Below are 22,323 nucleotides of genomic sequence, written 5' to 3' on the forward strand. Positions count from 1 at the left end.
CAGTGAGCGATCAGAACATCCCCGACCAGCTCCGGTACACCGATGAGCACGAGTGGGTGGAGCGGGTGTCGGACACCCGCGTGCGCATCGGAATCACCGAGTACGCGCAGTCCAAGTTGGGCGACATCGTGTTCGTCCAACTCCCGGACGTCGGTGGGGAGACCGAGTCGGGTGAGCCCTTCGGTGAGGTCGAGTCGCCGAAGAGCGTGTCCGACCTCTACGCGCCACTGAGCGGCAAGGTCGTCGAGGTCAACACCGCCCTCGAGACGTCTCCCGAACTGGTCAACTCGGATCCGTACGGTGAGGGGTGGATCGTCGTCCTCGAGATCGCCGATGTGGACGACCTGGAGTCCCAGCTCGAGCAGACCCTCGATTCGGACGGGTACGCCAAGATCACCGAGGGCTGAGCGGGTAGTCGCCGCCCCCGGGCCCCGCGACCGGGGACTCCGACATAGAATCAACAGCACCGCACGGTGAGCCCCCGCTGGGCTCGGACGAGGAGATACGAACGTGACCGAGAACAAGAACATGCCCGAGGCGACCGCCGAGACCACCTCGGTGTTCCGTGCCGAGCTCCTCAACGAATCCGACCAGCAGGCGGCCCAGTCCGACTCCGCCGTCACCGGTGTCGAGGGGCTCCCCGAGGGGCAGGCGCTGCTCGTGGTCAAGCGTGGCCCCAACGCGGGGTCGAGGTTCCTGCTCGACCAGGCCACCACGTCCGCGGGACGGCACCCGGACAGCGACATCTTCCTCGACGACGTGACGGTGAGCCGGCGGCACGCCGAGTTCCGGAGCGAGAGCGAGACCTTCACCGTCGTCGACGTGGGGTCGCTGAACGGTACCTACGTCAATCGTGAGCCCGTGGACTCGGCGTCGCTGTCCAACGGCGACGAGGTCCAGATCGGCAAGTTCCGTCTCGTCTTCCTGACGGGTACGCCCGGGCAGTGACCGCCGCCGGACAGGGCGCCCCGAGGGAGGAGTACCTCTCCATCGGGGGCGTCATCGCACTTCTGAGTCCGGAGTTCCCGGACCTGACGGTGTCGAAGGTCCGGTTCCTCGAGAACGAGGGGCTGGTCACCCCTGAGCGCACGGCGAGCGGATACCGGCGGTTCAGCGTCGAGGACCGCGAGCGCCTGCGGTACGTACTGACCGCCCAGCGCGATCGGTACCTGCCGCTCAAGGTGATCCGGCAGGAACTCGACGCACTGGACGCCGGCATCGCCGACGGGTCGACCACCGCGCTGCGGCCCCGGTCGGGTGAGGACGGCGTCCCCGGCTCCGCCCCGGACGATTTCCGGAGCGACACCCTGAAGAGGCTCACCCGCGAGAACGTGGTCGAGCAGTCCGGGGTGGACGCCGCACTGGTCGACGCCTTGATCGACGCCGGCCTGATCGCGGCGGGGCCCGGCGGCTTCTTCGACCCGGAAGCGGTCCTGGTGGCGCGGACCGCGCACGATCTGGCCGGGCACGGGGTGGACGTGCGCCACCTCAGGGGTTTCCGCACGGCGGCGGATCGGCAGACCGGCTTGATCACCCAGATCGCCGGCCCGGTGGCCCGCCAGGGCGATGCCGATGCCCGTGACCGGGCCGCGGAGTTGGCGCGGGAGATCGCGGCACTGTCGGTGTCGCTCCATTCGACCCTGGTGACCGTCGCCGTGAGGCACGCCCTCGAGTCCTGACAGGGACAGCGCCCGCTCGCGGTGAACCGGATCGGGGCTACGCTTGAGACGTGGGAGAGGCGGAGAACATGGGAAAGAACATGCGCGAGGTCGACATCGTCGGCGTCCGTTTCGAGGAGCCGGAGTACGCACCCGTACTGATCCTGCACGAGAAGGACGGTGGCCGGTACGTACCGATCTGGATCGGGGCGGCCGAAGCCGCGGCGATCAGCCTCCAACAGCAGGGGGTGCGGCCGAGCAGGCCGCTGACCCACGACCTCGTGGCCGCGCTACTGGACACCTTCTCGCATCCGCTGGAGCAGGTGGAGATCATCGGAGTGTCCGAGGGGACGTTCTTCGCGGAGTTGGTCTTCGGCGACACGAGGGTGTCCGCGCGCCCGTCCGACGCGGTGGCGGTTGCACTGCGGACCTCCTCGCCGGTACTCGTGAGCCGGGAGGTGCTCGACGAGGTGGGGATCTCCCTCGTGGAGCAGGGCGAGGAAGAGGTCGAAGCCTTCCGGGAGTTCCTCGATCAGGTGAACCCTGACGATTTTCTCGGCGGACCGGAGGCGCCCAGAGAACCGGGCGGGTCATCGTCCTGACGCCTGCGACCTGCGAGTTTGGCATTCACAGTGGCCACACCGATACCAGTTCGCAGGTCAGGACAGACTCTAAACTTCAACTTGAGGTTGAGGTTTACCGCGTGTCCTATTGATCAGGGCCCCCGGCGGGCATAGCGTTGCCCTCAGTGAACTACACCGATGGTGTTCACGCGTCCAGGATCCGGGCCTCGTCGCCCGGTACCGTGTCGTCACGATCGTGGCGACACCCGCAGCTTGAGGGAGCAATCGTGGCCGACCACACCCGGGTCTCGGAGCCGTCCGTCGCCGATACGAACACGGAGAGTCTCTTCGGGGACCGAGGAGAGGGCACCCAGGCTTCCTTCGACGAGGTGCAGCCCGGGTTGTTCCCCGATGACGGGATCCCGGACGGCACGAGCGGGTACCGGGTCCCGATCGCATGCCAGATCGCCGGGATCACCTACCGGCAGCTCGATTACTGGGCACGCACCGACCTCGTGGTGCCGTCGATCCGCAATGCGGCCGGCTCGGGTAGCCAGCGCCTGTACTCGTTCAAGGACATCCTCGTCCTGAAGATCGTCAAGCAGCTGCTCGACACCGGCATCTCGCTGCAGAACATCCGCAAGGCCGTGGACCAGATCCGTTCACGTGGTGTGGAGGATCTGGCGACCATCACCCTGTTCTCCGACGGCCGCACCGTGTTCGAGTGCACCTCCAAGGAGGAGGTGTTCGACCTGCTGCAGGGCGGGCAGGGTGTCTTCGGGATCGGGATCGGGGGAGCGATGCGTGAGCTCGCCGGCTCGATCGCCGAGTTCCCCGCCGAGACGGTGTCGGAGGAGGACATCCTGACGCCGGTGGAGGACGAACTGGCGGCCCGTCGGCGCGCACGCGCCTCACGCCGCACGGGCTGATCGGCTCGGGTGGTCTAGACTCGGCCGTGCGTTCACGCGACTCACGGGAGAGCTCCGCGGCCTACGGGCCGTGGGCGCCGAAGGAGCAACTCCTCTCCGAGAATCTCTCAGGCACCCGGACCGTGTAGTCGCCTAACGCCTCTGGAGAGCGGTGGAACAGACCACCCGCCCACGGGGAAAGCCGGGCTCGCCTCGCGAGTCCGGTGAATCTCTCAGGCGCCGGCACCCGTCCGGCAGGGGACAGAGCGGAGAGGGTAGCACCGGCCCGCAGGCCGCCTGTCCGGGCGGCCCCGCCACCTGAGGAGCACCTGTGACGACGACCCCCGACATCTCCCGGACCGGAGGCGAGTTCGTCGCCCGCCACCTGGGTCCCGACGCCCACGGCCTGGAACGCATCCTGGACACCATCGGGGTGAGCTCGCTGGACGAGCTCGCCGAGCGGTCCGTCCCGTCGGTCATCCTCGACGAGGTGGGCGCGGACGGGCGTGCTGAGGGGATCGACGCGCTACCGGAGCCGCTGTCGGAGGCGGACACCCTCGCCGCGCTCCGTGAACTCGCGAACCGCAACACCGTCGCCGTGTCGATGATCGGCCAGGGGTACTACGACACGCTCACCCCGCCGGTGCTCATCCGCAACATCATCGAGAGTCCGGCGTGGTACACGGGCTACACCCCCTACCAGCCGGAGATCAGCCAGGGCCGTCTCGAGGCGCTCCTGAATTTCCAGACGATGGTCTCCGACCTGACCGGTATGGACATGGCGAACGCCTCCATGCTGGACGAGGGCACAGCCGCGGCCGAGGCCATGACGATGCTGCGACGGGCCAACCGCTCCTCCAAGAGCCCCCGCTTCGCCGTCGACGTCGACATCTTCCCCCAGACCGCGGCGATCCTCGCCACCCGCGCCGAGCCCCTGGGCATCGAGATCGTCACCGCGAACCTGGTGGACGACGGCCTGCCCGAGGGAGAGTTCTTCGGGGCGCTCGTGCAGACCCCCGGCGCGTCCGGTCGTGTCGCCGACGTGTCCGGGCTCATCGAGCAGTGCCACGAGCGGGGCGCCATGGTCGCCGCGGGTGTCGACCTGCTGGCGGCGACGGTCCTGACCCCCGCGGGGGAGAAGGGCGCGGACGCGTGCTTCGGCACCACCCAGCGCTTCGGGGTCCCGATGGGCTTCGGCGGGCCGCACGCCGGTTTCCTCGCGTGCCGCAGCGCGCACGCCCGCAACCTGCCGGGTCGACTGGTCGGGGTGTCGACAGACGCCGACGGACAGGTCGCGTACCGGCTCGCCCTCCAGACCCGTGAGCAGCACATCCGTCGCGAGAAGGCGACGTCCAACATCTGCACCGCCCAGGTCCTCCTGGCGGTCCTGGCCGCGATGTATGCGTCCTATCACGGCGCCGACGGTCTCTCGGCGATCGCCCGCCGGGTGCACGCCCACGCCGATGCTCTCGCCCGGGGACTGCGCTCGGCCGGGGTCGAGGTGGTCCACGACGCGTTCTTCGACACGGTCCTGACCCGTGTACCGGGACGCGCTGATGAGGTACTGGCCGCCGCCGCCGCGCGCGGGGTGAACCTGTGGAAGGTCGACGACGACTCCGTGTCGATCGCGTGTGACGAGGCCACCACCGCCGAGCACGTCGGGATCGTGCTCGAGGCATTCGGCGCAGGTGCCGTCGGGGCCGTCGAGATCTCGGTGGATCCGGGCCACGGGGATCGCACGAGCGAGTTCCTCCAGCACGAGGCGTTCGTGCGGTACCGCACCGAGACCGCGATGCTGAGGTACCTGCGGGCGCTCTCGGACAAGGACATGGCGCTGGACCGGACCATGATCCCGCTGGGCTCGTGCACGATGAAGCTCAACGCCACCACCGAGATGGAGCCCATCACGTGGCCGGAGTTCAACCGACTCCACCCGTTCGCCCCGGCGGACCAGAGCGCCGGACTCCGCGAACTCGTCGCGGATGTCGAGCAGTGGCTCGTCGACATCACCGGGTACGCGGCGGTCAGTCTGCAGCCCAACGCCGGTAGCCAGGGCGAGTACGCCGGACTCCTCGCGATCCGCGGTTACCACCGATCGCGCGGGGAGGAGGACCGGACGGTCTGCCTCATCCCGTCGTCCGCGCACGGCACCAATGCCGCCTCCGCGGTCATGGCCGGGATGAAGGTCGTCGTGGTGGCGTGCCGTGAGAACGGCGACGTCGACGTGGACGACCTGCGCGCGAAGGTGGACAAGTACGGCGCCGAACTGTCGGCGATCATGATCACCTACCCGTCCACACACGGCGTGTACGAGCACGACATCGAGCAGATCTGCGCGATCGTCCACGATGCCGGGGGTCAGGTCTACATCGACGGGGCCAACCTCAACGCGCTGGTCGGGGTCGCGCGCCCGGGCCGGTTCGGGGGCGACGTGAGCCACCTCAACCTGCACAAGACCTTCTGTATCCCCCACGGTGGCGGTGGACCGGGCGTCGGCCCCGTCGCGGTGGCCGAGCACCTGCGCGATTTCCTGCCCGGGCATCCCCACGAGGACGGCCTGGGCGCGGGTGGCGTGGTCTCCTCGGCCGCGTTCGGCTCCGCGTCGATCCTGCCCATCACGTGGGCGTACGTGCGGATGATGGGGGCCGACGGACTGCGCCGGGCCACGCTCACCGCCATCGCCAGCGCGAACTATCTGGCCCGGCGTATCGGGGAGCACTTCCCGGTGCTGTACTCCGGTGACGGCGGGTGGGTCGCCCACGAGTGCATCCTCGACCTGCGCCCGCTCATCGACTCGGTCGGCATCTCGATCGACGACGTCGCGAAGCGTCTCGCCGACTACGGCTTCCACGCGCCCACCATGAGCTTCCCGGTGCCCAACACGCTCATGGTCGAGCCGACCGAGAGCGAGGACCTGTCCGAACTGGACGCGTTCTGTGATGCGATGGCGGCGATACGCGCCGAGATCGACCGGGTCTCCGACGGCGAGTGGACGGTGGACGACAACCCGCTGCGGGGCGCGCCCCACACGGCCCAGAGCGTGTCCGCCGACGAGTGGACGCACGCCTACCCGCGCAGCGTCGCGGGGTACCCCCTGGGGTCGACCTGGCGCCCGAAGGTGTGGCCGGCCGTCCGCCGGATCGACGGGGCCTACGGCGACCGCAACCTGGTCTGCTCGTGCCCGCCGTTGGACGCGTTCGCACAGGACTGAACCGGCGCCGGGGTCCGGTGTTGTCGTACCCGCATGACACGGTACGGGGCATGACGACGACCGGACCCCACCCGATCCCCGCACTCCCCGCGGCCTGCCGCGAGTGGTGCCGCGCGCAGCCTGCCGCGCTGCTGGTCGCCGACGAGTACGTCGGGATCGATCTGGACCTGTGGAACCTGCGCCTCGCGGAGAAGCGCGTCGACCTCCGCCTGGTCGCCGGTGGCCTCGACGGCGGGCGGGTCGAGTCCGGGCCCGGGTACCTCCGCAGGAGCGACCTGTGGGCGGCGGGTCGGCGCGCCCGGGGCAGTCTCGAGGAATCCGTCGTGGCGCTCTACATGTGCGCCGCCTGGCTGTCCGGCCACCCGTCGCGATCGGGGGTGCGGCGCGGGCTGCCGGACTTCCGGGTAGCCGAGCGGGACCGGCACGGTCGGGTATCGGTCTCCTCCCACGGATACCCACTCGTGCTGCACGAGGTGGTGGACTGGCTCGACGCGCCGGTTGAGGCGATGAACCTCCTGCGGCACGGAGCTCCCGCCGGCAGAGCGGGGCGCGGCGTTCCCGACCTGGGGTACCCCCTGGCGTCGCTGTACCTGTCGTCGTTGGGCATGGCCTGGTCGGCGCCGCATATCGTGCCGGTCGATCCGGCGGGGATCGGCACCCTGATCCACGCCGGCTGGACCGAGATCGACTCGGCCTCCCGGCTGACCCCGCGGCGCTACCAGCGTTACCTGGACGTGGTCGCCGCGTGGGCTCGCGAGGCGGCCGTCGACCCGCTGGTGATCGAGATGTGGCTCGTCCGGGAGTGGCACGACCGGCGGGCGCCGGCCGACTGCTCGGGCGCGTCCGACCGGACGCATCGGGGAACCCGCCCGCGCTGACCCGGTGGCGCGCTAGGGTCCGCTCCATGGAACCCCGGAGAACGACCGTGGACGTCCCGGCAGGCACCCTCGACGTCCTGGTGTGGGAGCCGGACGGCCACGCGGCCGACACTGCACCGGTGCGGACGGTGTTGGCCCTGCACGGCTTCCCCGAGTCGGCGTGGGAATGGGAACGCGTCGCCGCGGACCTGGTGACTCAGGGTGTCCGGGTGGTGGCCCCCATGCAGCGTGGATACTCGCCCGGAGCGCGTCCGCACGATGTGGCGGACTATGCCATCGAGCACCTGTCGGCTGACGCCCTCGCCGTGGCGGACGGTCTGGGGCTCGAGCGTGTCCACGTGGTCGGTCATGACTGGGGGGCGTCCGTGGCATGGTGGCTGGCCGCCCACCACGCCGATCGGGTCGCGAGTCTCACGGCCATCTCGATCCCGCATCTCGCGGCGTTCTCCGACGCGATCGGGGCGGATCCCGATCAACAGGCCCGGTCGGCGTACTTCGGATTGTTCCGGCAGGAGGGCAAGGCCGAGGACGTGCTCCTCGAGGGGGATGCTCACCGATTGCGTGCCATGTTCGGCGGGCAGGTACCGCCGGATCTGGTGGACAGGCATCTCGAGGTGCTCGGGGAGCGCTCGGCCCTGACCGCGGCCCTGCACTGGTACCGCGCGATGCGGAGGTACGACCTCCCCGACGTCACCGTCCCCACCACCTTCCTGTGGGGCGGGCAGGATCCCGCGGTCGCGCGCAGCGGGGCCGACGCGACGGCGGAGCGGGTGACGGCCGAGTACCGTTTCGTCCCGCTCGATGACCTCGGTCACTGGATACCGGAACAGGCCCCCGCGTTGGTGGCACGCGAGGTCCTGGCCCGGATCGCCTGACCGCCCCGAGGCGTGTCAGTCCTGCCGCAACTCCCGCTTGAGGAGCTTTCCGGACTGGTTGCGGGGCAGTTCATCGACGAACACCACCCGCTTGGGCACCTTGAACGGGGCGAGGTGCTCGCGCGTGCCCGCGACGATCTCGTCCTCCGTGGCGTGAACTCCGTCCTTGAGGACGACGACCGCGGTCACCGCCTCGATCCACTTGGGATCCGGGGTGCCGATCACGGCGACCTCGGCGACCCGCTCGTCCCGGTACACGGCGTCCTCCACCTCGCGGGAGGCCACCAGGACACCGCCGGTGTTGATGACGTCCTTGATCCGGTCGACCACCTCGACGAACCCCTCCGGGTCACGCACCACGAGGTCCCCGGAGTGGAACCACCCGTCGCGGAACGCCTCCTGCGTGGCCTCGGGCTTGTTCCAGTACCCCTGGCACAGTTGCGGGGAGCGGTAGACGATCTCACCCTGCTCGCCGGCCGCGACCTCCGCGCCGCTCTCGTCGACGACGCGCGCCTCGACGAAGAAGACGGGACGGCCGGCACTGGCCGGGCGTGCATCGTGCTCCTCGGGACGCAGGACGCACGCCAGCGGCCCGATCTCGGACTGCCCGAAGCAGTTGTAGAAACCGAGCTCGGGGTACTTGTCGCGCAGGCGCTGCAGCACGGTGACCGGCATGATCGACGCGCCGTACTGGGACTTGCGCAGGCTCGACAGGTCACGCGTGTCGAGGTCGGGGTGGGAGGCCAGCGGAACCCAGACCGTCGGTGCGAGGAACAGCGACCCGATCCCGTCCTCCTCGACGCGCCGGAGGATCTCCGGGATGTCGGGCGCGGCCATCAGGTGCACCGTCGCCCCCAGCGAGAGGTAGGGCATCGCGAACACGTGCATGGCCGCGGAGTGGTACAGCGGCATCGTCACCAGTGGTGCGTCATCCGCTGCGAGGTCGAGGGAGAGGATGCAGCTGACGTACTCGTGTGCCAGTGCCGCGTGCGTCATCATCGCGCCCTTGGGCCGCGAGGTGGTGCCCGAGGTGTACAGAAGCTGCGCGAGGTCGCTCCCGGATGCGGGGGAGTCGACGGGCCGGGCCTCGCCCCGATCCACTGCCGCGCCCAGCAGCGTGCCGTCGGCGGGATCCCCGGCGGCGGGTTGCAGCGCGAGCGTCTGCAGCGACGGCAGGGTCTGGACGACGGTCTCGAGGGTCGGCGCCTGTGCGGGGTCGACCAGCACGAGTGAGGCGCCGGAATCCGTCAGGAGGTACTCGAGCTCTCCGCCCGTCAGGGCGTAGTTCACCGGGACGTGGGTGTACCCCGCCCGTGAGGTCGCGAGGAAGCCGATGAGGTAGGCGTCCGAGTTGACCCCGTAGGCGGCGATCCGCGCACCGTCGTCGAGCCCCCGAGCGGCGAGCAGGGAGGCGACCCGGTCGACCGCGGTGTCGAGTTCGGCGTAGGTCCAGCGACGGTCGGCGAAGGTCAGGGCGACCCGGTCGGGGAACCGGCGGGCGGACCGTCGCAGGATCGCGTCGACGGTCCCGGCGCCGGCGGACGAGAGGGGGGACAGAGGGGTCGTGGTCATGGTCCGACTCTATAGCGGACGGTGACGTCGTACCCCGGGTGGTCAGTCGCCGGACCGGAGGAGGTCCAGGACGGCCCGGGGGATCTCCCCGGTGGCCTCGCGCGGGGTCCACGGTTCACTCGGGACCCACTGGGATCCGCATCCGCGGCACGCGAACAGCGGCTCTCCCCGACGTTCGACCGGGGTCTCGTTCCAATTGCACAGGTCGCGGCAGGAGCGCACGCGAAGGGGTGCGAGGTCGGGGTCCGGGCGGCGTCGCGTGAGCGAGCGGAGGGAAGCGAAACCAGTCATGTCACCAGCGAGGATAGACCGCCGGGAAGGCCGGGGGTAGGCGGGCGGCGTCCGGTGGCGGGGCTGGGCGGGTCGGTGGCCGCCCGGTGCGGCGGCGGTAGCCTGAGGGGATCGGATCGCAGGGGGAACGGAGTGGACCGATGAGCGCATGCCCGTGTGGCAGTGGGGACGGGTTCGGGACGTGCTGCGGTCCGATCGTCGAGGACGGCCTACCCGCGCGCACGGCCGAGCGGCTGATGCGGTCGCGGTACACGGCGTTCGTGCTGGGGCACACGGACCATCTCTGGCGCACGTGGCATCCCCGGACCAGGCCGCCGACGGTCGAGGCATCCGACGTGGAGTGGACCGGGCTCACCGTCGTGGAGGTGGTCGCCGGAGATGAGGGCGACGACGACGGGGTGGTCGAGTTCGAAGCGCGGTACACCGGCCCGGAGGGCCCGACCGTGATGCGGGAACGGTCGCTGTTCGAGCGCAGGGGCGGGCGCTGGACGTACCTGACGGGGTCGGATCCCGCGGGCGACTAGGACCGGGCGGGGTCGTCCGGCTGGCGGGTCACGATGAACGAACCGATCGTGCCGGGGGTGGTCACATCGATCCGGCCGATCCTGACACCGCGGGGCACCGTCCAGGCCACCATTCCCCGGATCTCCTCGCCGGGGGTGGCCAGGACCGAGGGGACCAGCGGGTCGTCGACGATTCCCGCGGGGTTCTGGATCCGCTCGAAGGGTCGTCCCGAGGGGTCGAAGGCGGAGAAGTCGGCCGGACCCAACTCGGGCTGCCCGGACGACTGCACGGCACGGACATCCACCACCAGCACGGCGTCCGAGTACGCGGAGGACTGCTCGATCCGCAGGTTCGACACGGTGACGGTGGCGTCCCACAGATCGCCCGAGACGGGGAACGGGCGGTCGAACTGCTGGGATGAGGGCAGCGGGCCGCTGGGCTCCGCGGTGGGGGCGGGCACGGCGCGTTCGTCGTCGTCGCCGAGGAGCGACGGAGAGCAGGCACTGGTCAACACGGTCGCCGCCGTGACCACGGCGGCGAGGGCGGCGCGACGCATAGGGGCGCTCCTGTGGCGGGATCGTGCGCCGGGCCGGTCCCGGCAGTCCCTGATCCTACGGCCCGTCGGGGCCGGGGTCATCGGAGGCTCGCAGGTCCCGCGAGTGTTTGCCCGCGACCCGGCGTACGAGGTCCGGGTAGACGTCATCGAGCTCCGCGGAGATCTCGGCCAGCTGGATCTTGAAGTTGACCGGCACGAACACCCGGTCGACGAACTCCGACTCGGCGGTGATCGCCTCGCCGTCGAAGACGTACCGGCACCACAAGGAGTCGCGGTTGAGGATCGCGACCTCGGTCTCCGCGGCGGCCGCGTCCTCCACCGCCGACACCAGCGGACTGCGGAACACGATGAGCGGCAGGGAACGGTGCGCGCGCACGAAGAGCAGGACGCACCCGGCGGGGACGGTGAAGACATCGTGCTCGTCGGCCCGGACGCGCCGCCGGTAGACCTCGGTGAGGGCGGCTTCCACAGCCCGGGTCGCCTGGTCCGGATCGGTGATCGGCTGCGGGCGGAAGTCGTCCTCGCCGCCCGGGGGGCTCACGGCGTCGGACGGGTCCCCGTCCGGGTCCCCGTCCGGAGGCCCGGGCTCGACCGGACGCGCGCCGACGAGGTCATCCGGATCGGAGTCGGTGACATCGTGCAGGAACACCGGGTGTCGGATCCCGAACACCTGTTCCAGGGTCCCGGCGACGAGGTGGGACAGCTCGCGGGCCCGGTCCGTCGTCAGGCTGACACGGGGGCCGGCGGCGGGATCCGGTTCACGACCCGTGTCGGCGGCCTGCCATCCGAGGGCCGAGAGCTGCGCCAGTTGCGCGGGGCTCAGGGGGGTGGGGGTGTCCTCAGAACCGCCGCCGGAGACCTCGGCGTCGACCCGCCCGGAGGCGACGGCGGTGAACCGGATGTACGGCGTGTGCGCGGAGGGCGCACCGAGGACGGGTACCGCCAGGTCGAAGATCGCGCCGGGGACCAGGTCGCGCAGGAGATCGGCCAGGTGGGAGGCGAAACGGTCCCACCCGGCCGCGATCGACGCGTCCACGTCGAACTCGAATGCCGGCATGCAAGGCAGTCAACCACCGAGCCACCGTCTCCGTGAGCGGTTCGACAGGGTCCGGCGCACGGGTCCCGGCGCGCGCCGATCAGTTCCCGGTCGGCGGATGCCCTGCCTGATAGTCCGACCAGTACTCGTCGGAGCCGTCGAACCCGACCCTGATGCCGCCGCGGTGCTCGATGATCTCCGGTTGGATCGGCGCGATGGTCCGGGACGCGGCCAGTGCGGAGTCGACGTCCGCGAACTCGGCGAGGTGGCGTAGCTGGGTCCAGGTGGGCGGCAGCAGCATCGAGTGGCCCGTACGGAAGTCCGCCAGCAGGTCCACGGGGCGGGCCCACATGGTCAGGTCCACCTCGGTGGTCAGGTCGTCCGGCTCCTGCCCGCCCGGCAGTGCGGCGAGGAAGAACCGGGTGTCGTACCGGCGCTTCTCGACCTCGGGAGTGATCCAGTGGTCGAACGGACGGAGACGGCCGGCGGCCAGCGAGAGCTCCTCCCGCTCCAAGAAGCCGCTGAACGACAATTCGTGGGCTTCGAGCTCGGCCCGGGCCGAGTGGTACCTGCCGGCATCCGAGACCGCGGCTCCGTCGAGGTGATCCGCCAACAGGACACCGCACTCCTCGAACGTCTCCCGGGCGGCGGCGCAGACCAGCCGGCGGGCCCGCGGCTCGTCGCACCCGAGGCGCTCGGCCCACCAGGTGGGGGCCGGGCCCGTCCACGCGAGGTCGGGGTCGTCGTCGGCGGCGTCCACCCCTCCACCCGGGAAGACGGTCATCCCACCGGCGAACGCCATACCCTTGACGCGGCGGGCGACGAACACCTCCGGGCCGGCGGTGGAATCGCGGATCACCATCACGGTGGAGGCGTCCTTGACGGGGCGGGCGGTGCTCTGGTCAACCTCGGTCATGCTGTCAGTCTCGCCCGACGCGGTGGCGCGCCGCACACCGGGGTGGGTGTGGTCGGTCGGAACCCGTGGCGGCCGGAGGCAGGACGCCGTAGAGCACGTGGCGGACCTGCTCGGTGACAGTCCCGCGGCTGTCGCTGACGGGGGAGCGCTCCACCCCGCACCGCACGATGGTCATGTAGAGCACGTCGAACACGGTCTGGGCCGGACCGGCGAGGTCGTCCGCGGTCGCGGAGGTGCCCGAGTGACCTGCGAGGACGCCGGCGATGAGGTCGCGAAGCTCTCCGAGGATGCGTTGCGCCTCCGCGCGGTGCGGCCCGGGCTCCCCGAACAGCGTCTCGCGGTGGTACGCCGCGATGTTCTCCGGCTGCCTGTCGAGCGCCACCAGGAGAGGTTCGCACAGGGTGACGAGATCGTTCACCGGGTCGCCGGTGGCCGGGACGGTCTCGACCATCGCGCGGAACTCGTCGTTGGCGACCATGCACAACAGTTCGCCCTTGGACTGCGCGTACCGGAACAGCGTCCCCGTCCCGACCTCGGCCAGATCGGCGACCTCCTGGGTGGTCACCGAGGAGTAGCCGCGACGGGTGAACAGGTCGCGGGCGGCCGCGTGGATGCGCCGCTGCTTGTCGGCCTTGTTCAACTCCCGGCGGCCGGGTTCGCGGGTGGGGGTCACGAGAACCACTCGGTCGGCGGGCCGGCCATCAGCAACAGCGAGAACACGATCGCCACCACGACGAGCGTCGCCACCAACGCGAGGGCGGGCGACCGCACCGCGAAGGCCAGAACGCGCTCCGGGAGCGTACGCGGGGCGTCGCCCTCCGGGCCGACCCGCCACGGGCCGTCGAGCAGTCCACGACGCTCCACCGACCGCTCGAACGGGACGGTTGCATAGGGGATCACGGCGGAGGCCAGACCGAGGACACCGGTCCCTGCGGTCCACCGCTTGTCGGTCCAGACCGCGACGGTGGCCACCGCGTAGCAGAGGAACACGAACCCGTGGACGCTGCCGCCGACCATGGTCGCCCAGTCGAATCCCAAGCCGTACTTGCCGATCATGCCCAGGATCAGGAGCGTCCAGGTGACCACCTCCGCGAGCGCGAGTCTCTTGTACAGGATGCGGGGGGTCACAACTGTCCTCCATCGATCGGGTCGGGGTTCGTCGCACATGCTACGGACCCGGGCCGCGCGGGTAGGTTCCAGGTCGGGGGCGGGTTCACCCGTGGAGGGCGAGTGAGGCGAAACGCACCTCGCCCGCCTCGTCGCAGGCCGCCAGGTCCACCACACCCTCGATCGCCCAACCGTGGTCGCCCTCCGGGTCGTCGAGCACCTGCCGGACCCGCCACGTATTGGTCTCCACGCCGGGGCCCGACTCGGTGACCGTGAACAGCGCCGGGCCACGGGCCGCCGGACCGGTTCCGATGGCGTCGTACTCGTCCCAGTAGGCGTCGATCTCCGAGTCCCAGTCGGGGTGGTCGGGCACGTCGGCGTCAAGTTCCGCCAACCGCTCGATGTCGTCGCGCGAGAGCAGTTCGACGCGGCGGAACATCGCGTTGCGCACCATCACGCGGAACGCGCGCCTGTTCGCGGTGACGGGCCTGGTGTTCCCGGCGGACTCACCGAACGCGAGCTCCGCGACCTGGGCGGACGACACATCCGGGTCGGTGAGGAGCTCCCACTCGTCCAGCAGGCTCGAGTCCACCTGTCGGACCAGTTCGCCCAGCCACTCGACCAGGTCCTCGAACTCCTCGGAGCGTCGGTCGGCGGGGACGGTCTGGCGCAGTGCCCGGTAGGCGTCGGTGAGGTAGCGCAGGACGGCTCCCTCGGAGCGGCCGAGCCCGTAGGCCGAGACGAGGTCCGAGAACGTCATGCCCCGTTCGACCATCTCCCGGATGACCGATTTCGGTGACGGTTCGATCCCGGCGACCCACGGATGCCCTGCGCGGTAGGCGTCGTAGGCGTCGGCGATGAGGTCCCCGAGCGGCTTGGGCCACGAGATGTCCTCGACCAACTCCATGCGCTCGGAGTACTCGACCCCGTCGGCCTTGAGCGCCCCGATCGCCTCCCCACGGGCCTGGCGCTGCTGGGCGTACAGGATCGGCCGGGGATCGTCGAGCACGGCCTCGATCACCGAGACCAGGTCCAGCTCGGGGGTGGGGGACTCCGGGTCGAGCACCTCCATCGCAGCGATCGCGAACGGCGCCAGCGGCTGGTTCAGCGCGAAATCCCGTTGGAGGTCCACCGTCAGCCGGACGTGCCGCCCGTCGCCGTCGGGCTCCGGGAGCCGTTCCACGATCCCGGCGGCCTCCAGTCCGCGGAACAGCTCGATCGCGCGGAGCACGTGCCGACGTACCCGCGCGCGGGTCTCGTGCGAGGACAACAGCAGGTGCCGCATGTGGTCGTAGCAACTGCCGGGTCGGGAGATGATGTTGAGCAGCATCGAGTTGCTCACCTCGAAGCGACTGGTCAGTTGCTCCGGCTGCGCGCCGACGAGCTTGTCGAAGGTCGACCGGGACCAGTTGACGAACCCCTCGGGGGGCTTCTTCTTGCCCGCCTTGGCCTTCTTCTTGGGGTTGGCGGCGGCCTTCGCGGCGGCCTTGGCGTTCTCGATCTCGTGCTCGGGGGCGAGCACCACCACGAACCCCTCGGTGTCGAACCCGGCCCGACCGGCACGGCCCGCGATCTGGTGGAACTCGCGGGCCTTGAGGACCCGCTGACGACGGCCGTCGAACTTGGTCAGGCCGGTGAACAGCACGGTCCGGATGGGCACGTTGATCCCGACGCCGAGGGTGTCCGTACCGCAGATGACGGTGAGCAGGCCGTCCTGCGCCAGCCGCTCCACCAGCCGCCGGTATTTGGGGAGCATGCCCGCGTGGTGGACGCCGATCCCGTGGAGCAGGAGTTTGCGCAGGGTGCGGCCGAACGCGGTGCTGAACCGGAACCCGCCGATCTCCTCGGAGACCGCGGCCTTGCGCTCCTTGGTCGCCACCGAGAGCGAGGTCAACGCCTGGGCCTGTTCGAGTGCGGCGGCCTGGGTGAAGTGGACGATGTAGACGGGGGCCTTGCCGTCACGGAGGAGCAGTTCCACCGTCTCGTGGACGCCGCTGAGCTCGTACTCGAACGACAGGGGGACGGGGCGTTCGGTGCCGCCGATGTGCACGCACTCCCGACCCGTGCGCCGACGCAGGTCCTCCCGCAACCAGTCGACGTCCCCGAGGGTCGCGGACATGAGCAGAAACTGCGTGTCGGGCAGTTCGATGAGCGGCACCTGCCAGGCCCACCCGCGGTCCGGCTCGGAGTAGTAGTGGAACTCGTCCATCACCACCTGGCCGATGTCGGCGGCCGACCCCTCTCGCAGGGCGATGTTGGCGACGATCTCGGCGGTGGCGCAGACGATGGGGGCGTCGGCGTTGACCGAGGCGTCGCCGGTGAGCATGCCCACGTTCTCGGCGCCGAAGACCTCGCACAGGGCGAAGAACTTCTCGCTGACGAGCGCCTTGATGGGGGCGGTGTAGTAGCTGCGGACACCTCGTGCCATCGCCGAGAAGTGGGCCCCCAGTGCCACGAGGGACTTGCCGGAGCCTGTGGGGGTGGCCAGGATCACGTGGCTGCCGGCGGCGATCTCGAGGACGGCTTCCTCCTGCGCCGGGTACGGCGTCAGCCCCCGGTCGGCGGCCCACGCCACGAACGCGTCGAACACCGCCTCGTCGTGCAGGTCGGCGGGGACGTCGTCGAGGTCGGCGAGGAGGTGGGGCAGATGCACCGGTCCGAGCCTAGTCGCCGGGGTCGGTCAGCCGTTCATCTCCGGGCCCCGGCCCGACCCGTCGTCCTCGGCCTGCTGGGCCAGGAACCGCTCGAACTCGGCACCGATCTCGTCGCCGGAGGGCAACGGCTTGCCGCCGGGGTTGAGTGAATCGGAGCCCAGCCGCGTCTCCATGAACTGGTCGTACTGCTTCTCCATGAGCTCGACGGCGGTGAGGACCTCGTGGTTGTTCTCGATCTGCGCGTTGACCTGCGCGGTGAACTCCTCGGCGGCCTTCTCCAGTCCGGTGGTCGGCAGCTCGAGGTCCGCGAGCCGCGAGACGTTGTCGACGAGGTTGAGCACCGCCGCGGGGTACGCGGTCTGGGACAGGTACTGGGGGACGTGCACGGTGAAGCCCGCGGACGGGATCCCGTGCTCGGCCATCCGCAGCTCGAGCAGTGAGGTCACGTTGCCGGGCACGGAGAACTCGCCGGGCCAGGCGGTGAACCCCTGGATGAGGTCCACATCACTGGCGTGGGCGCTGGAGTTGGTCGGCCGGGTGTGCGGCACGCCCAGCGGCATTGCCCCGAGTCCGATCGACATGCGGACGCCGAAGGTGGCGGCCAGATCGATCACGGAGTTGGTGAAACCGTCCCACTTCAGGTCGGGTTCGAGGCCCGAGAGCAACAGGAACGACGTGCCGTCGGTGGCCTTGACGGCGTGCAGTTGGATCGTCGGCTGGTCGTACTCGGAGAACCGATCGAACGAGTATTTCAGGTGGGGGCGGCGGGACCGGTAGTCCACCAGCTCGTCGACGTCGAACTCGACGATCAGCTGCGAGTCCAGGGTTTCGCGGAGGTGTTCGGCCACGCCCTGGATCGCCTGGCCGGCATCCGAGAACCCCTCGAGTCCGTGCACGAGGACCGGCCCGCGGCCGTCCTCAGAACGCAGGTCGGGAACGGGTTCGATCATTCGGTACAGATCGCTGTGCCTGGCCATGTCGACTCCTCTCGTCACCACACCCCGTCCGTCGGGAGTACGGGGTCGCCCGGTCGTCCATCCGGGACGGGGTTCACAACTGTGACAACGACACCGCGCCCGGGTTGATTCCCCGGTGGCGGTGCCCCTGCCGTTCCCCACAGGTCGTCCCCCTCTCCACAGGCGGGGCGCGACAGGACGCCCGCAGGCCTCCGGTGGCCGACCACGTGCCCGATGGTGAGACCGGTGCACGGCACCTGCGGGCCGGGACCCGGGCGGGGCCCAGGACGCGCGAGACAGGAGACGGATGAGGGCGATGACGACCGGCGAGATGATCGACGATGACGGGGCGGACGGACGGGCGACGGTGGTGATCTCCTCGCCGGAGGAGTTGATCGCCTCCATACCGGCGATGCTCGGGTTCCCACCGGGCCGGGGGTCGGTGGTGGTGCTGTGCGGCGAGACGGCCGACGGCGGGCAGGGGCCGGTGGTCCGTATGGATGTCGACGGGTTGCTGGGGGCGGGACGGGGCGACCCCGATGACGACGAGTTGCTCGACGGTGACGACGACGTGGACGGTTATCACGACGGCGGTCCCGACGACGCTTCCGTGGGGCGCTCGAACCCGGCTGTCGATCCCGGTCCCGCGCGCGGGTTGGCGCAGTTCTGCGCGCGGGAGGGGATCGGGTCGGTGCATCTGGTCGTGGTGCACGAGGACTGCGTGGAGGACTACCACGCGGGCTTGCGGGCGGAGGACGCCGCATCGGCGTTCGAGTACTGGCTGGGTGTCGCGGGCACAGAGGTCGCGGCGGCCTACGGCGTCGGCGAGTTCGCCGAGGGCGCACCGTGGGTGGACCTGTTCGGGATGGTCCGTGGGGTCCAACTCGATCCCGACTCGACGCAGATCGCCGCGGTCCACGCGTACGGTGGCCGGGTCCGGGCCGGCTCGCGGGACGAGATAGACCGGATGTACCTCGTGCGGGACGCGGACGCCTGCGACGAGGATCCCCACGAGTCGGGGCCGCCGCGGGTGGACGGGGCCCGTCGGGTGGCGGAGGCGGTGGTGGCCGAGGCGGTCGAGCGTCACGACGACGCCGCACGTCGACTGGAGGTGGGGGAGAGTGTCGACGACGACGAGCTCGCCGGAATCGGCCGGGACCTGCTCGTCATCGCGGTTCGGGACGAGATCTACCGGCGGCTGGCCCAGCGGGGTCTGGGCGACGGCGACGGCCGACGTCTCGTGTGGTGGGCGGTCGCGCGCCGGAGGCCGGGGCGCGAACGCTCGGTGGCGCTCCTGCTACTCGGCGCCGCGGCCTACTTCGACGGTAGCGGGGTGCACGCCTGGTCGGCCCTGTCGGCGGCCCTGGACGCCGACGCCGGCAACTCCCTCGCCCGGCTCCTGATCGACAGCCTGCACGCGGGCCTGTCTCCGGAACGGCTCAGGCAGGTGGCCGCGGCCGCCTGAGCCGCTCCGGGTCAGCGCGGAGCCGAGTGCGCGCGGTCGCCGAGCGCCTCGGTGAACGCCCAGGCGTCCTCGACGACCGTACGCAGGTCGGTGCGGGAGGGGTTCCACCCGAGTTCGGCGATCGCCCGGGCGCTGGAGGCCACGAGCACCGCCGGGTCGCCGGCGCGACGTGGGGCGACGACGTCGGGGATGGGATGTCCGGTGACCTCCCGGCACACGTCGATGACCTCACGGACGGAGAACCCCTCACCGCTGCCCAGGTTGAGCACCCGGTGGGTGCCAGGAGTGTTGGTCTCCAGCGCCAGCAGATGGGCGTCGGCGAGGTCGGCGACGTGGATGTAGTCGCGGATGCACGTGCCATCGGGGGTGGGCCAGTCGTCACCGAAGACCTTGATATCGGCGCGATGGCCGAGCGCGACCTGCAGCACGAGGGGGATGAGGTGGGTCTCCACGACCCGGTTCTCGCCCGCACCGTGATAGGCCCCGGCGACGTTGAAGTAGCGCAGGCTGGTCGCGGCGAGACCGTACGCGGTGGCGTACGACGTGATGGCGTGATCGATCGCGAGTTTGGTGGCCCCGTAGGTGTTGGTCGGACGCGTGGGCATGTCCTCGGTGATGGGGACCTGCTCGGGCTCGCCGTAGGTGGCGGCGGTGGAGGAGAACACCAGGTTGCCCACCCCGGACTCACGCATCGCGTCGAGGAGGGCCAGGGACGTGACGACGTTGCCCTGCCAGTACTCCCCGGGCTTCTCGACGGACTCGCCGACGAGGGAACGCGCGGCGAAGTGCAGGACACCGTCGAACGAGGAGTCGAGAACCTCCGGCGCGCGTACGGCCACGTCCCCCTCGACGAACGTCGCCCCCTCGGGAACCCCGTCCCGGTTACCCGTGGACAGGTCGTCGAGCACCACCACCTCGTGACCGCGCTCGATCAGGACCGTCGCGCAGACCCCGCCGACATACCCGGCGCCGCCGGTGACGAGCAGCTTCACGAGACGATCTCGACCTGGATCGCGTGGGCGTGGTCGCCGTCGAGTTCCACCGTGCGCCCCTCACCGGAGTCGAGCTCGACGAGGTGCCCGCGGCGGGTGGCGGTGACGGTTCTGAGCGGTTCGACGCCCACGGCCCGGAGCTCGGAGATCAGTTCCGTGTCGATCTGCACGTTCTCACCGATCGCCCGGATCCGGACCCGGTGGGCCACGTCGCTCTCCAGCGCCGAGAGCCTGATCTGGTTGGGGTCGTCGAGGGCGGAGGCGGGGTACCCGATCCGCTCCAGCCCGGGGATCGGGTTGCCGTAGGGAGAGGTCCGGGGGTCATCGAGGACCTCGATGAGCCGCCGCTCGACGTCGTCGCTCATCACGTGCTCCCAGCGGCACGCCTCGGCGTGGACCTTCTCGAGCTCCAGTCCGATCACGTCGACCAGGAGACGCTCGGCGAGGCGGTGCTTACGCATCACACCCACCGCGAGTTCCCTGCCCGTGGCGGTGAGCTGGAGATGCCGGTCGGGGGCCACGAGGACCAACCCGTCGCGCTCCATCCGCGCGACGGTCTGGCTCACGGTCGGCCCGCTCTGCTCGAGGCGCTCGGCGATCCTCGCCCGCAGCGGGATCACGCCTTCCTCCTCGAGTTCGTAAATGGTGCGGAGGTACATCTCGGTGGTGTCCACCAGGTCCTTCACGCTGCAGTCCTCCACGGTCGGATCGTCGATAGGTGTGCGACTCCCCGCAGGCGCGGGCGCCGTCAGGGTTCTGCCTCCGAGACTACCGTCGGGCCACCGACCGGGGTGGAGAGCGGACAATCGGGGGCCGGGCCCGGTGCCACACGCGTAGATTCACGGGTGACGTGCCCCACTGCTCGCTCGGGGTGCTCGGGCCGGGAACGACCCGGCCCACGGGAGGACGGTGGCTATGGCCGGGATCGGGGACGGCGTCGCGGCGAAGGTCGTGTGGAGTCCGTCATTGCTGGAGTATCGACATTCCGCTGACCACCCGATGAGTCCACGGCGGCTCGATCTGACCATGTCGCTCGCGACCGAGCTCGGCGTCCTGCAGGGTGTCGAGCTGCTGGACCCCGGGTCGGCCAGCGAGGACGAGCTACTGAGGGTCCACACCTCCCGCTACATCGACGCCGTCAAGGCCGCCGGCGACCTGCCGCCCGGTGAGCATGTCGGGATGAGCCACGGGCTCGGGACGGCCGACAACCCGACGTTCCCGGCGATGCACGAGGCCAGCGCGGCGGTCGCGGGCGGCACGCTGACGGCCGCCCGGGCCATCGCCAGCGGGGCCGCGACGCGTGCGGTCTCCGTCGCCGGGGGGATGCACCACGCCATGCCCGCTGCCGCCGCCGGGTTCTGCGTCTACAACGACGCGGCGGTGGCGATCAGCTGGTTGCTCGACAACGGGTACGACCGCGTCGCCTACGTCGACATCGACGTCCACCACGGGGACGGCGTCCAGACCGCGTTCTACGAGGACCCGCGGGTCCTGACGGTGTCCCTGCACCAGCACCCAGCCACCCTGTGGCCGTCCACCGGCTGGGCGTCGGAGACCGGTGTCGGCCGCGCGGAGGGCACCGCCGTCAACCTGGCGTACCTCCCCGCGGTCACCGATGATCTCTGGCTGCGGGGCTTCCACGCCGTGGTCCCCGGAGTGCTGCGGACGTTCGAACCCCAGATCATCGTCATGCAGGCCGGGTGCGACTCGCACCGTGAAGACCCGCTCGCCGACCTCTCGTTGACCGTCGACGGTCACCGGCAGTCGTATCTGGAGGTCGTGGCGCTGGCTGACGAACTCTGCGAAGGGAGACTCATCGCGATCGGCGGGGGCGGCTACGAACTGGTGCGGGTGGTCCCGCGGTCGTGGACCCACCTCATCGCTGCCGTGCTGGGGGTCCCGCTCGACCCGGCGACCGCGATCCCGGACCAGTGGCGGGCCGCGGCCGGCAGGTTCACCGTCCCCGACCGCGTCCCGCAGACGATGGGGGACGGGGAGACCCCCGGCTACACCCCGTGGGAGCCCGCGGGATCCGATCGGGGGGTGGAGATGGATCGTTCGCTCGCCCGACTCGACCAGTCGATCCTCGACACCCGCCGCTCGGTCTACCCCCTGCTCGGACTCGACCCGGACGATCCCCGTGACTGACCGGCGGCGCTGCAACAGACTCATCGACCCCCT

Annotated in this window: 22 protein-coding genes and 1 riboswitch; of the genes, 11 read left to right on the forward strand and 11 right to left on the reverse strand. The window is 70.5% G+C overall.

Going from position 1 to position 22,323, the window contains the following annotated elements:
• Positions 1–2: 2 nt before the first annotated feature.
• From gcvH to G6R20_RS04900, 8 genes are all read left to right on the forward strand, one after another.
• Positions 3–407 carry a glycine cleavage system protein GcvH gene (gcvH, locus tag G6R20_RS04865; RefSeq protein WP_067715784.1) on the forward strand — a complete coding sequence of 135 codons (405 nt, stop codon included), beginning with the start codon at positions 3–5 and terminating at the stop codon, positions 405–407.
• Between the two features lie 121 nt (positions 408–528).
• Positions 529–948, forward strand: a complete 420-nt coding sequence (locus G6R20_RS04870) for an FHA domain-containing protein (RefSeq protein WP_172812138.1) — start codon at positions 529–531, stop codon at positions 946–948.
• Positions 945–1,679 carry a MerR family transcriptional regulator gene (locus G6R20_RS04875; protein ID WP_067715790.1) on the forward strand — a complete coding sequence of 245 codons (735 nt, stop codon included), beginning with the start codon at positions 945–947 and terminating at the stop codon, positions 1,677–1,679. Before G6R20_RS04870 ends, G6R20_RS04875 begins: the two co-directional genes overlap by 4 nt.
• An 80-nt stretch (positions 1,680–1,759) precedes the next feature.
• On the forward strand, positions 1,760–2,260 hold the full coding sequence (locus tag G6R20_RS04880) for a bifunctional nuclease family protein (protein WP_096907250.1): 501 nt from the start codon (positions 1,760–1,762) through the stop codon (positions 2,258–2,260).
• 350 nt (positions 2,261–2,610) lie between these two features.
• Positions 2,611–3,150 carry a MerR family transcriptional regulator gene (locus tag G6R20_RS04885; protein ID WP_235027748.1) on the forward strand — a complete coding sequence of 180 codons (540 nt, stop codon included), beginning with the start codon at positions 2,611–2,613 and terminating at the stop codon, positions 3,148–3,150.
• Between the two features lie 34 nt (positions 3,151–3,184).
• Positions 3,185–3,283, forward strand: a riboswitch (glycine riboswitch).
• 177 nt (positions 3,284–3,460) lie between these two features.
• Positions 3,461–6,340, forward strand: a complete 2,880-nt coding sequence (gene gcvP / locus G6R20_RS04890) for an aminomethyl-transferring glycine dehydrogenase (RefSeq protein ID WP_205475743.1) — start codon at positions 3,461–3,463, stop codon at positions 6,338–6,340.
• 50 nt (positions 6,341–6,390) lie between these two features.
• On the forward strand, positions 6,391–7,218 hold the full coding sequence (locus G6R20_RS04895; RefSeq protein WP_163375745.1) for a hypothetical protein: 828 nt from the start codon (positions 6,391–6,393) through the stop codon (positions 7,216–7,218).
• A 26-nt stretch (positions 7,219–7,244) separates the two neighbouring features.
• Positions 7,245–8,093 carry an alpha/beta hydrolase gene (locus G6R20_RS04900; protein ID WP_173674757.1) on the forward strand — a complete coding sequence of 283 codons (849 nt, stop codon included), beginning with the start codon at positions 7,245–7,247 and terminating at the stop codon, positions 8,091–8,093.
• A gap of 15 nt (positions 8,094–8,108) precedes the next feature.
• Here G6R20_RS04900 and G6R20_RS04905 read toward each other — a convergent pair whose 3' ends face one another.
• Positions 8,109–9,665, reverse strand: a complete 1,557-nt coding sequence (locus G6R20_RS04905) for a fatty acyl-CoA synthetase (RefSeq protein WP_119191640.1) — start codon at positions 9,663–9,665, stop codon at positions 8,109–8,111.
• Between the two features lie 42 nt (positions 9,666–9,707).
• Complete coding sequence (locus tag G6R20_RS04910; RefSeq protein ID WP_120283106.1) at positions 9,708–9,956, reverse strand: hypothetical protein; 249 nt, start codon at positions 9,954–9,956, stop codon at positions 9,708–9,710.
• A gap of 140 nt (positions 9,957–10,096) precedes the next feature.
• On the opposite strand from G6R20_RS04910, the gene G6R20_RS04915 reads away from it, so the two are divergent.
• Entirely contained in the window at positions 10,097–10,480 is a 384-nt protein-coding gene (locus G6R20_RS04915; RefSeq protein ID WP_096905534.1) for a YchJ family metal-binding protein, read from the forward strand.
• Here the strand turns inward: G6R20_RS04915 and G6R20_RS04920 are convergent.
• The 7 genes from G6R20_RS04920 to G6R20_RS04950 form a co-directional block, all read right to left on the reverse strand.
• Positions 10,477–11,016, reverse strand: a complete 540-nt coding sequence (locus tag G6R20_RS04920; protein ID WP_163375746.1) for a hypothetical protein — start codon at positions 11,014–11,016, stop codon at positions 10,477–10,479. The genes G6R20_RS04915 and G6R20_RS04920 overlap by 4 nt on opposite strands.
• 55 nt (positions 11,017–11,071) lie before the next feature.
• Positions 11,072–12,073: a hypothetical protein gene (locus G6R20_RS04925; RefSeq protein WP_119191641.1), complete on the reverse strand. Its 1,002-nt coding sequence runs from the start codon at positions 12,071–12,073 to the stop codon at positions 11,072–11,074.
• A gap of 79 nt (positions 12,074–12,152) precedes the next feature.
• A complete protein-coding gene (locus tag G6R20_RS04930; protein WP_067715878.1) occupies positions 12,153–12,968 on the reverse strand; it encodes an NUDIX hydrolase in 816 nt (271 codons plus the stop codon).
• Positions 12,969–12,972: 4 nt separating this feature from the next.
• Positions 12,973–13,641 carry a TetR/AcrR family transcriptional regulator gene (locus G6R20_RS04935; RefSeq protein ID WP_083249828.1) on the reverse strand — a complete coding sequence of 223 codons (669 nt, stop codon included), beginning with the start codon at positions 13,639–13,641 and terminating at the stop codon, positions 12,973–12,975.
• A complete protein-coding gene (locus G6R20_RS04940) occupies positions 13,638–14,096 on the reverse strand; it encodes a DUF3817 domain-containing protein (protein ID WP_096905531.1) in 459 nt (152 codons plus the stop codon). Before G6R20_RS04940 ends, G6R20_RS04935 begins: the two co-directional genes overlap by 4 nt.
• Positions 14,097–14,181: 85 nt before the next feature.
• Positions 14,182–16,728 carry a DEAD/DEAH box helicase gene (locus tag G6R20_RS04945; protein ID WP_159148027.1) on the reverse strand — a complete coding sequence of 849 codons (2,547 nt, stop codon included), beginning with the start codon at positions 16,726–16,728 and terminating at the stop codon, positions 14,182–14,184.
• Positions 16,729–16,755: 27 nt separating this feature from the next.
• The gene (locus G6R20_RS04950; protein WP_069390205.1) at positions 16,756–17,706 is read right to left on the reverse strand and encodes a PAC2 family protein; all 951 of its coding nucleotides are present in this window, start codon (positions 17,704–17,706) and stop codon (positions 16,756–16,758) included.
• A gap of 295 nt (positions 17,707–18,001) precedes the next feature.
• Here G6R20_RS04950 and G6R20_RS04955 point away from each other — a divergent pair, with 295 nt between their 5' ends.
• Entirely contained in the window at positions 18,002–19,150 is a 1,149-nt protein-coding gene (locus tag G6R20_RS04955) for a DUF4192 family protein (protein ID WP_096905528.1), read from the forward strand.
• An 11-nt stretch (positions 19,151–19,161) separates the two neighbouring features.
• Here G6R20_RS04955 and galE read toward each other — a convergent pair whose 3' ends face one another.
• On the reverse strand, positions 19,162–20,142 hold the full coding sequence (galE, locus tag G6R20_RS04960; protein ID WP_069390204.1) for a UDP-glucose 4-epimerase GalE: 981 nt from the start codon (positions 20,140–20,142) through the stop codon (positions 19,162–19,164).
• Complete coding sequence (locus G6R20_RS04965) at positions 20,139–20,828, reverse strand: metal-dependent transcriptional regulator (RefSeq protein ID WP_067715884.1); 690 nt, start codon at positions 20,826–20,828, stop codon at positions 20,139–20,141. The genes galE and G6R20_RS04965 overlap by 4 nt, the downstream gene beginning before the upstream one ends.
• Positions 20,829–21,057: 229 nt before the next feature.
• On the opposite strand from G6R20_RS04965, the gene G6R20_RS04970 reads away from it, so the two are divergent.
• Entirely contained in the window at positions 21,058–22,290 is a 1,233-nt protein-coding gene (locus tag G6R20_RS04970; RefSeq protein WP_067715829.1) for an acetoin utilization protein AcuC, read from the forward strand.
• The last annotated feature ends 33 nt before the right edge of the window (positions 22,291–22,323 follow it).

Source organism: Dietzia sp. Alg238-R159 (assembly GCF_900537145.1).
Classification (GTDB): domain Bacteria; phylum Actinomycetota; class Actinomycetes; order Mycobacteriales; family Mycobacteriaceae; genus Dietzia; species Dietzia kunjamensis.

Excerpts from the sequence above, each read along its gene's own strand:
- G6R20_RS04920 (WP_163375746.1), bottom strand. The coding sequence starts at position 11,016 with ATGCGTCGCGCCGCCCTCGCCGCCGTGGTCACGGCGGCGACCGTGTTG.
- G6R20_RS04870 (WP_172812138.1), top strand. The coding sequence starts at position 529 with ATGCCCGAGGCGACCGCCGAGACCACCTCGGTGTTCCGTGCCGAGCTC.
- G6R20_RS04915 (WP_096905534.1), top strand. The coding sequence starts at position 10,097 with ATGAGCGCATGCCCGTGTGGCAGTGGGGACGGGTTCGGGACGTGCTGC.
- G6R20_RS04925 (WP_119191641.1), bottom strand. The coding sequence starts at position 12,073 with ATGCCGGCATTCGAGTTCGACGTGGACGCGTCGATCGCGGCCGGGTGG.
- G6R20_RS04955 (WP_096905528.1), top strand. The coding sequence starts at position 18,002 with ATGACGACCGGCGAGATGATCGACGATGACGGGGCGGACGGACGGGCG.
- G6R20_RS04950 (WP_069390205.1), bottom strand. The coding sequence starts at position 17,706 with ATGGCCAGGCACAGCGATCTGTACCGAATGATCGAACCCGTTCCCGAC.
- G6R20_RS04905 (WP_119191640.1), bottom strand. The coding sequence starts at position 9,665 with ATGACCACGACCCCTCTGTCCCCCCTCTCGTCCGCCGGCGCCGGGACC.
- G6R20_RS04895 (WP_163375745.1), top strand. The coding sequence starts at position 6,391 with ATGACGACGACCGGACCCCACCCGATCCCCGCACTCCCCGCGGCCTGC.
- G6R20_RS04900 (WP_173674757.1), top strand. The coding sequence starts at position 7,245 with ATGGAACCCCGGAGAACGACCGTGGACGTCCCGGCAGGCACCCTCGAC.
- G6R20_RS04970 (WP_067715829.1), top strand. The coding sequence starts at position 21,058 with ATGGCCGGGATCGGGGACGGCGTCGCGGCGAAGGTCGTGTGGAGTCCG.
- G6R20_RS04930 (WP_067715878.1), bottom strand. The coding sequence starts at position 12,968 with ATGACCGAGGTTGACCAGAGCACCGCCCGCCCCGTCAAGGACGCCTCC.
- G6R20_RS04910 (WP_120283106.1), bottom strand. The coding sequence starts at position 9,956 with ATGACTGGTTTCGCTTCCCTCCGCTCGCTCACGCGACGCCGCCCGGAC.
- G6R20_RS04880 (WP_096907250.1), top strand. The coding sequence starts at position 1,760 with ATGCGCGAGGTCGACATCGTCGGCGTCCGTTTCGAGGAGCCGGAGTAC.